The organism is Bariatricus sp. SGI.154, from assembly GCF_050313795.1.
Lineage (GTDB): Bacteria > Bacillota > Clostridia > Lachnospirales > Lachnospiraceae > CAMBRQ01.
In genome coordinates this window covers 1-8932 of the sequence record NZ_JBNPMC010000064.1, presented here as the reverse complement: position 1 = coordinate 8932, position 8932 = coordinate 1, and the positions used below count along the sequence as shown (strand labels likewise).

The window sequence follows — 8932 nt, the reverse complement described above, 5'->3', positions numbered from 1 at the left end:
CATCATTCAGATACTCCAATGCCTGTCTGATGGCATCGTGACAACTTCTTCCTGGTCTGAAACCATAACTGTAGTCACTGAATATCTCTTCATAAATATCAGATATAGGCTGTGCTATTGCCTGCTGGATAGTCCTGTCAAGTGCCGTCGGTATTCCCAATGGCCTTTTCTTACCATTGTCTTTCGGAATGTATACTCTTCGGACTGGTTTCGGTATATAAGTTCTATTTCTAAGAGATGTAATGATTTTCTCTCTGTTCTCCCTTATATAATCTCCCAGTTCTTCTACAGTAATTCCATCAACACCACTTGCACCTTTATTGGCAACTATCTTTTTATAGGCTCTGTTCAGATTTTCTTTTGATAAAATCACTTCCATCAATTCCATTGTTGTTACTCCTCTGACCTATCCCAAAATTCATACATAACACCCCTCTAAGTATAGACAGTATTCCTCGGTTACGCTCCTGCTTTTCCTGTCCACCCGATTTCTGGCTCATGTATTATTTTAAACATAACGATTCGTACTATAAATCGTTTCAGTCCTTCGGCTAAGTGCCCTGCGGGTATTCGCCTACTATGACATCATCTGACTCCCTCTCCAAACCTTTTTCGACCATACCTTTCAGTATGTGAGTAGGGTCTCCCGAGGTAAGACACTAATCTTTCGTTCCACAACCTCTTGATTTACAATTTCGGTTTACGTTTACCCTTCGGGCTTCAGTTTGGATTGCAACTTTACCCACCTAATCGCCTAATCAAGTTTCTGTTCGTAGGCTCAAGAACTTTGCTACACCACTTCCTTCATCCATACCATTACTGATACCGACTTGTGGTTCACTACACTTGGCGGTAAATACCCGTGACTGGACTTTCACCAGTGTAAACGTCAAATCGTACGCTTACCGATGAATTAACGCCGCTAGATTGTTAGCGGCGTGGTTTCCTACATTCTTTCGGGAGTTCTGTTGACCAAGGCAACAGATGATCCAGTTTTGTAGAATCTATATTTCCTTCATCATCACAGAGCTTTGGAAGTTCTGTAAGCAGGTGTTTGAAATAATGATACGGTCTTAGGTTGTTGAGCTTTGCTGTTTCAGACAGGCTGTAGATTACAGCACTTGCCCTTGCTCCTTTTACGGAATCATGGAACATCCAGTTCTTCTTGCCAATACAGAAAGTACGTATGGATCTTTCGGAGGCCGAATTATCGATTGGTACATTGCCATCCTCAAGAAAGACTTTGAGATATTGCTCCTGATTTACACTGTATTTTAAACCATCAGCAGTTTTGCCTTTTGGCAGAACTGTTGTATCAGATAATTGTTTTTTTACCCACGTAAAATATTCCTCAACCAACGGCTTGATCGAGTTCTGCCGTTCCTGAAGACGCTCTTCTGGAGTCAGGTCTTTTAAAGTACCTTCCAGTTCATATATTAAAGCAATTCGCTTCAATGCCTGATAGGCAATGGAACGTTTTACTGCTTCGCCATCTGCTTTGTTTGCTGCTTTTATGGCATCTGCGTAATCACGCCTTGCGTGTGCCCAGCAGTTCGCATTCATAAGGCCTGGAATCTTATCCTGCAGCAGATGATACTGCTTTAATCCATCTGTCACAAGTACTCCGCTATAGTCCTGATAGAATGCCAGTGGCAGTTCGTGGTTTCGACCTTTTTGATATTCATAGATAACAATCGGACATTCTTTGTAGAATTCACCGGATCTGTGCACCCACATATAACTCTTGCTACCTGGACTACGGTCATCATGGATCACCTGAGTTGGTGTCTCATCTGACTGTGTAACTGGAAGTTTCAATAACTCCTGCTTCATCCGTTCCACAAGCGCAGAAAAATAACGATTAGAACTGTTGATGATCCAGTTCGCCATCGTTTGTCTTGATATATTTACACCATTACGCTGGAATTCCTGTTCAATTCGATAAAGTGGTGAGGAATTCACATATTTTACATTCAGAATAGATGCGAGAAGTGATGGGGTAACAATACTGTTCGGAAAGATATCCTTTGGTCTGTCTCCACGGACAAACTCATCTTGGTGATAGCCATCTGTTCCGACGTACACTTCGACTGTATGGACTTCGACTGTCCATGATTCCGGTTCATGGCGCAAACGTTTGTAAGTTTCATCCGGCATACGTTTCCAGTTGCCTTTTCCATAGAATGCATCCAGTGCATCTTCGGAAACACCATGTGTCGGAATGATCTCTTCCGGGAAATCTTTCAGGTCGATGTTACCCTGTCCCTTAGCCTTCTTTTTACGTGGTCTTGCAGGAACGACTTCATCTGCCTCTGGTTCCACTGCATTAGGATCGAAAAGAGTGTCAGCTTCATCGAAAAAAGAGAGCTGTCCATCAATGGATTTTAAAGTTTCTGTACTGCGGCCAAAACGGTGCTGATTCGCAAGACGTACCTGCTCTATGAGTTTTTCGATATTGTCATTCAGTGTATCGAGCTGTCCCTGCATAGTCAGAACAATCGTGATCAAGTCTTCACGGCTCATGTTATTCAGTTCGTTCAGGGTATGTTTCTTACTCATATGAATGCTCCTCCTGGATTCTATTATACAGCAAGATCCAGGATATGGCGAATCTTCCTTCAGGTGCCATTCGTCATAATGCCTATGGATAAAAATGCGTAAATACTTTACTGACGAACAAGGAAATATAGAGTTTTCAAGGTTCATTTTTTCCTCTGTGTCATTTATATGACCAGATAGAAGCGGTCTGGTGACGGATGTAAAAGTCACCATATGGACCATATATTTCAGTTTAAATCCGTCGAAAAAATCTCCGTTTTGCATAAAAATCAGAAGATTTTCTGTGGATTGACATCTTTGATTTTGGGATTTAACGGATTCAGTCCCATCATGAGCATACGGTATTGTTCCCGTGTCAGTTCGGCAGCTTCCTGAGGAGTACGCGGCCACGAGAATGAACCGTCCTCTAGCCTCTTATACAAAAGCAGGAAACCATTTCCTTCCCATAGGAGTCCTCGTATACGGTCACCACGGCTTCCACAGAACAGGAACAGAACATCTTTTTCAAAAGGATTCAGGTCGTATTTCGTGCCAATAAGTTGGGCAAGACCATCAATACCCTTTCGAAGATCCGTCCTTCCACATTATCCTAATGTTAGGATAATGTGGATTATCCTCACGATATTTTTATCCTCATCTTTTCTGGCAACAGCCATTTTTCTTTGTCTGCGCTTCAAAAAGATGAGGATAACATTTTCATCTTAAACCACAGATTCGTGCCATTTCTGCTTCATCATCAGGCCACAGCGGTTTTTCATCTGTTGACATTTTGCCGGATTCCATTGCTTTGCGCATCATTTCCACTGAAGGAACCGCGTAAATGCGGGTAGTCTCCGTTGAGGAATGTCCAAGTATCCTGGAGATAAGTTCCAGTTCAGTTCCATCCTGATACAGATTTGTTGCACGGGTTCGGCGAACCATGTGCGGATAGCAGTGTTCCGGCAGATTAGGATGTTCAGGACGTATCTTGGATGCATATTTTTTTATGATACGTTCTACATTTCCTACAGACATCCTATCTTTCCTGCCTTTTATGACTGTAAATATCAGTGGCGAGTCAGGATCCTTCGTTGGATGAAAAGCCTTTAGGTAATTCCTCATGTGGTCGGCAGTTGTGTCTGTGATAGCAACGATTCGTTCCTTATCACCTTTTCCGTATATTCTAAGGTAAGGTATCTCAGCATCCAGATTTACTGAAGAGACATCAAGCGATAACAATTCAGAGACCCGGATGGCCGAATCATAAAGTAAGATAAGGATCATCTGATCCCTTCGGCCAATCTTTGTATTCGGAGGGGCTGAAAGCAATGCTTTAAGATCCTCCTCAGATATCACTTCCCTTGTCAGTTTTGGCACTTTGAGAAAGGGAACATGTGAAGCCGTCAGTGCTACTGACTGTAACGAAATATCACCATCCGCAACATACCAGAGGTATGCCCTGATTGCTGCCAGCCTGTTATTGCAGGTAGTTTCGGCATTTCCATTTTTGTTCAGAAACTCCATATAGGACAACAACAGGTCATGTGTACAATCCTCGAATCCGAAGGAGCGTATAGACAGATGCAGAGTGTCTGTTACATATCGTCTGAAAACTGTCAGTGCATCCCGGTAAGTCTCCACCGTATTTCTACTTTTTAGTGCCTGCTCCGGCAGGTAATGTTCAAGGAATTCAAGGGTCTTTGAAAAGAACAGCTTCTTCTGTGGCTTTATTCTACTCATCAGTGTTTACCTCCGGGATTACAAGTTTTCCAGTCCTATCTTTGGCCCTGATTATACGGAACGCTTCGGCAACCTGATGGTAGTAATAGAAAGTTTCATCCGGGCTTTGATGACCTAAATACCTGCTGAGGAAAGGAAGCATTTCTTTTAACGGAATACCTTCTTCCATCCACAGATTCATCCGTTTTACCACAAAAGTATGTCTGAGGCAGTGTACTGTCGGAGGTTTGTCACAGTATTCCGCATACGGTGTCAAAGCCCAGAATTCCCGGAACTTTTTATCAATTGTACAGTTACTCAGGCACCTCTCAGTTTCTCTTGCAGGGAAAACCCAGTCCGACAGGCAATGATATTTATCGTACATGACTTTTTCATATGTCCGTAACAGTTCTGTAAGGTCCTCAGGCATATGTATCAATCGGTCCTTATGTCCTTTGGAATGCAGTATGCGGATTGTTCCCTGTCTAAGATCCATATCCATCCAGTGTAGTTTTCTTGCTTCTGAAATGCGCAGGCCACAACAATAAATGAGCCGAAAGAGTACCTTATACTCGGCAGCCAGCCGATAAAAACCTATTATGCTGACTGCTGGAGCGTAACTATCAACCGCTTCGAAGAATGCTTTTATTTCAGCATCTGACAGGATATGTACTACTGTTTTCTCAGCTTTATAAAAGTTAGATGGAATGTAAGCTTCTAACCCCAATGAAACCAGAAACAATGCGAATTGTCGTATTACGGATGTTCTGGCGGAGCACGTGACGAGAGCTTCGCCATCACGTAAAGTTCCCCATTTCTTTACAAGATCTCTGCTCAGATGTGGCTCCTTAACGGATTCCTCTATACAGAAAACATCAAAGTGTTTCAGTTTCCATTCTTCGCTTTCATATATAAAACCAGCAGCCCGTTTTTCCTGTAAAAACATTTCAATGTACGGTGCAAAACAGCTTTGGAATTGATATCCACTGATATTCATGCCAAACCTCCTTCCATGAGGATCCCGGCACGGTCCAGGGATAATCCACATTTTCTGCTTCTTTCATCATCCAGAAGCAGATACTTCATAACACTTGTAGGATCACGATGTCCAAGAGCGTCCATGACATCATCAATCCCTGCATGGTTCCGCAAAAGATTTGTTGCGAAGGTTCTGCGGGTCACATGAAAACCACCGCCTTTTACATCTTTTCTCTCAGGCAGGATACGGTAGAGCGCTTTTGTACATACCTTACCGGTAAGTTTTCCGTATGGAGCTTTTGATCTGATAAAAATATATTCAGTACCGGTCTTTGGTCTGCCGGATGTTATATATGAATATACAGCATTGCCAACTTCAACAGGCAACGGAAGAGTGATCTGCGTTTTTGTTTTCTTCATAACAATGGATATCTGACGGTTCTTCCAGTCAATGTCCTGAAATCTGAGTGCCAGGATATCATATGCCCTCAGCCCCATCCTCACTCCAAGCAAAACTATTGCAATGTCGCGAAGTTCTATAGGTTCATTGTGTTCCGCCCGAAAAGTATTGATTCTCTGTAACTGCTCATCAGACAGCACATCAATGATCTTCTCCTGCGGAGCAGTCCCTGACATCAGGCATACATCCAGACTGTGATTATCTGCATATCCCTTTTCAGCAAGATAGCGCAGAAACGCCCTTACGACCACAAAGCAGCCAGACCGTCCCTGAAAAGTTGTATGCTCATCATAGCGCGAAAACTCTTTTATGATTGTGGGTGAAAGCTGGTTGAAACTTTCATAGCCATGGTCAACCAGAAATCTGCAGAAACGAGTGCAGGAACAACGGTAACTTTTTATTGTTCCTGCATCCCGAAATTCTCGCTTTTTCTGATCGAGCAGCCCTGATATAGCCTCTCTGCACCATGATGGCAGTTCATCAAACATGATTGGATCATATTTGTACTTACCATCTGGATGTATATCACCTATCAGGGTATAATCTTCATAAAATTTCAGGACTCGCCGCCAATGGCGCCATGAATGCCCCAGCGTTCTATTGATTTCTGCAAACCAGATCCACATGATATCCTGATGAAATCCGAAGAAATGCATATCCAGGAACAGGTACAGTGCGGTCAAGGCATGTCTGGCAAGGTTTAGGGTCGTACCAACATATCCATGAGCTTCCAAAAGCTCAATAAAAGGCGTGATTGTTTTATGGAATTCATCTGCCGACAAAGTTACGTCAGTTATCTTATCCAGAGCTCTCCGGCTCTCAGCTGAGAACTCAGATACTGACCCGATATGAGGATATATCTGGCATTTCAAGACAAGGCTGTAGTTCATAGGGCAAAGACCTTTTTCTCCATAGAATCTGATCATACGCGCAGTATTGTTCAATATCATGGCCTTTGTATCATCAGAACAGTACATTTTTGCTCCTATCAGCTTTATGACTGCGTCATAAGTGATATCAGCAATGGCATGCACCCCCATATCATCCAGAAAAAGTAATCCCTCTGAACAGTAAATCCGGGTCAGTTTCAATGTCCGGGCTGTATAGCGGCTGCTACAATCAGCAAGATACACATCAAGATCCTTTCGCCATAGTGCAGGCAGCTTGTCATAGTTTGACCGGTTCAGATAAAGCCTGCGGTCAGAAATAGTTCCGGTAAAGTCCATTTCCTCTAACTGATATGCATACTGTACCCATACAGCACACCTTTGCCGTGGTAATTCATTCTTGATCTCTGCAAGCCAGCTTTCACGGATCGCCTCTGAATAACTTCCATCTCTTTGCTTTATAAAAAGCCCAAGGGATTCATAGCAATCTCTATGCGACTTCTGACTGCTGGAACATACCTCCTTTTCTTTTAGCAGCATCATTACTTTTTCTACAGTTTTATTGTAATTCATGAAATCACATCCTTCCGGTTTTATTGTGATTTCATTATCGCATATAAATTTTTATCCTTATATTTCTATTGAAAAACTGGCTAAAATTAATGCTCCATCAAAAAGATGAGGATAAAAATATCGTGAGGATAATCCACAGGCAATGATGATCTTTTTCACACCAGCTGCTTCAGCAAGCATGATGAGCCACCTCCAGAAGCCGAGATAATAGCGTATCAGATATCGTGTTTGATATGCCAATCACCATAGTTCCGGTATGTATAACAGCATCTGCCTTAAAGGTATCCGCCATGCAATTCTGCTGATTTGGCAGTGGAATCTCTGCGAAGGTTACGGGGGGTTGTTGTTCTTGCGAAGGTGTGACAGCAGGAAATTCCTTTTCTGCATTAGCGTAAGCTTCTTGTCTCAGCTTACGCAGCCAATAGTAATAACTTTTGTCACTGATTCCGTTGTCGCTGAGCCACTGCTTTGCAGTTGTTCCAGCAGGACGGTTGTTGCATTGTTCAATTATTTTAGTCCAGTTTGCAAGCCGGACTTGATGAGTGATTCGGTCCATTCATGTGCCTCCTTTACTTTAAAAACTAACTAGTTTTCTGAGTTTTTTAAAGTTTTGCATGAATCGGATTAAAATTCAAGGCGGAGGATTTGACGTTTACTCACCAGTAAGATTAGTGCCATGCTCGGCACACAATGCAAAAAACCCTACCGACTTTCAGCTTCAAAATGCTTGAAAATCAGTAAGGTTTTCTTATGTTATTGAAGTATTTTATTTGATGAATAATGCAATAATGTTGCCAAATCGTTGCCAGCGCTTAAACAAATTTGCTTGCAACCTGCATAAATAAAGGCTTTTTCAATCCCATTCCATCACTCAAACTCCCCAAAGGAAATGTGTAATCGTAGTATTTTAGCTACATTTTCCTCTGTTTTCGTATTCATATTATATATATTTTTAATGTTATTTAGGGTATCAACCGAGTTTAGTACCACTTTAGTCCCAAAACATATTTTTAGATATTACCTATATTTTAAATATCATACTAAAGGTTCCTCTAAAATAAGATCAGAAATCTCTACTATTTTCTCAATATACAATGTATAGTTTGATTTTGATGTTCTTCTATTCTTTTTTAACAAATATGTAGACGGTTCAATAAATTGTCCATTTCCCAAACAAGTTTTTACATATTTAATCCTTGCTTCACCACTTTCATGAGCAATGTAATTTCTCAAGGTGATCATTTGATTTAACATTGTCAAGTTTTCTGCAACATCAAAAATAATATTAAAAGGATTATCCACAAAAATGTGTTTAGATAGTAATTCTATTTTCTTTATATATTCTACATATTGCTTATCTCCCCGAAGAACCGCTCTCAAATGTTCCCTATCACTAAATGCTAATTTTCTTTCTGGACAATATCCTCTACCACTTTGCAATCCTATACAATAATCTTCAAAAATATTCGCTAAGTATACTTCAAACTTTACAAATATTTTAAAGAAACTTGCCTCATATAATAGCGGAACCGATGGAGATAATTTTTCTGTACATTCATTTATATATGTCTTTAATTCATCATTCTCCATCATTTTCTCCTGTTAAATAGTCAGATAAAAATTTTACCCTTTCTGTACGTTCAATTTTATTTGTAGTTCTTGTTCGATGATTCTTCGCAAACGTACTAAACTCTAAATACTGCGGATTTCTTTCATCTTCATCAAGCACACAATTTTCAAAATCATTTTCAAACTGTATAACTCGATTAAGTAAAAC

Annotated in this window: 9 protein-coding genes and 1 pseudogene; all 10 read right to left on the bottom strand. The window is 41.0% G+C overall.

The features are described from left to right. Positions 1-388: reverse transcriptase domain-containing protein (locus ACQRBN_RS17140; protein ID WP_427740304.1), on the bottom strand; the 388-nt coding region annotated here is incomplete at its 3' end. Between the two features lie 542 nt (positions 389-930). Then, positions 931-2559 carry an IS66 family transposase gene (gene tnpC, locus ACQRBN_RS17135; RefSeq protein WP_427740303.1) on the bottom strand — a complete coding sequence of 543 codons (1629 nt, stop codon included), beginning with the start codon at positions 2557-2559 and terminating at the stop codon, positions 931-933. A 269-nt stretch (positions 2560-2828) separates the two neighbouring features. Further along, positions 2829-3131, bottom strand: a pseudogene (gene tnpB / locus ACQRBN_RS17130) (IS66 family insertion sequence element accessory protein TnpB); the annotation flags it as partial. Between the two features lie 124 nt (positions 3132-3255). Further along, complete coding sequence (locus ACQRBN_RS17125; RefSeq protein WP_427740301.1) at positions 3256-4278, bottom strand: tyrosine-type recombinase/integrase; 1023 nt, start codon at positions 4276-4278, stop codon at positions 3256-3258. After that, positions 4271-5254, bottom strand: a complete 984-nt coding sequence (locus tag ACQRBN_RS17120; protein ID WP_427740300.1) for a tyrosine-type recombinase/integrase — start codon at positions 5252-5254, stop codon at positions 4271-4273. The genes ACQRBN_RS17125 and ACQRBN_RS17120 overlap by 8 nt, the downstream gene beginning before the upstream one ends. Then, the gene (locus tag ACQRBN_RS17115; RefSeq protein WP_427740299.1) at positions 5251-7155 is read right to left on the bottom strand and encodes a tyrosine-type recombinase/integrase; all 1905 of its coding nucleotides are present in this window, start codon (positions 7153-7155) and stop codon (positions 5251-5253) included. Before ACQRBN_RS17115 ends, ACQRBN_RS17120 begins: the two co-directional genes overlap by 4 nt. Before the next feature lie 57 nt (positions 7156-7212). Beyond that, entirely contained in the window at positions 7213-7335 is a 123-nt protein-coding gene (locus tag ACQRBN_RS17110) for a hypothetical protein (RefSeq protein ID WP_427740298.1), read from the bottom strand. Then, entirely contained in the window at positions 7325-7711 is a 387-nt protein-coding gene (gene tnpA / locus ACQRBN_RS17105) for an IS66 family insertion sequence element accessory protein TnpA (RefSeq protein WP_427740297.1), read from the bottom strand. Before tnpA ends, ACQRBN_RS17110 begins: the two co-directional genes overlap by 11 nt. Before the next feature lie 479 nt (positions 7712-8190). After that, complete coding sequence (locus ACQRBN_RS17100; RefSeq protein WP_427740295.1) at positions 8191-8748, bottom strand: hypothetical protein; 558 nt, start codon at positions 8746-8748, stop codon at positions 8191-8193. Next, on the bottom strand, positions 8735-8932 hold a 198-nt coding region (locus tag ACQRBN_RS17095), incomplete at its 5' end, for a hypothetical protein (protein WP_427740294.1). The genes ACQRBN_RS17100 and ACQRBN_RS17095, both read right to left, overlap by 14 nt.

Coding starts and splice junctions, on each gene's coding strand:
- tnpC (WP_427740303.1), bottom strand. CDS start 2,559: ATGAGTAAGAAACATACCCTGAACGAACTGAATAACATGAGCCGTGAA.
- ACQRBN_RS17110 (WP_427740298.1), bottom strand. CDS start 7,335: ATGCTTGCTGAAGCAGCTGGTGTGAAAAAGATCATCATTGCCTGTGGA.
- ACQRBN_RS17100 (WP_427740295.1), bottom strand. CDS start 8,748: ATGATGGAGAATGATGAATTAAAGACATATATAAATGAATGTACAGAA.
- ACQRBN_RS17125 (WP_427740301.1), bottom strand. CDS start 4,278: ATGAGTAGAATAAAGCCACAGAAGAAGCTGTTCTTTTCAAAGACCCTT.
- tnpA (WP_427740297.1), bottom strand. CDS start 7,711: ATGGACCGAATCACTCATCAAGTCCGGCTTGCAAACTGGACTAAAATA.
- ACQRBN_RS17120 (WP_427740300.1), bottom strand. CDS start 5,254: ATGAATATCAGTGGATATCAATTCCAAAGCTGTTTTGCACCGTACATT.
- ACQRBN_RS17115 (WP_427740299.1), bottom strand. CDS start 7,155: ATGAATTACAATAAAACTGTAGAAAAAGTAATGATGCTGCTAAAAGAA.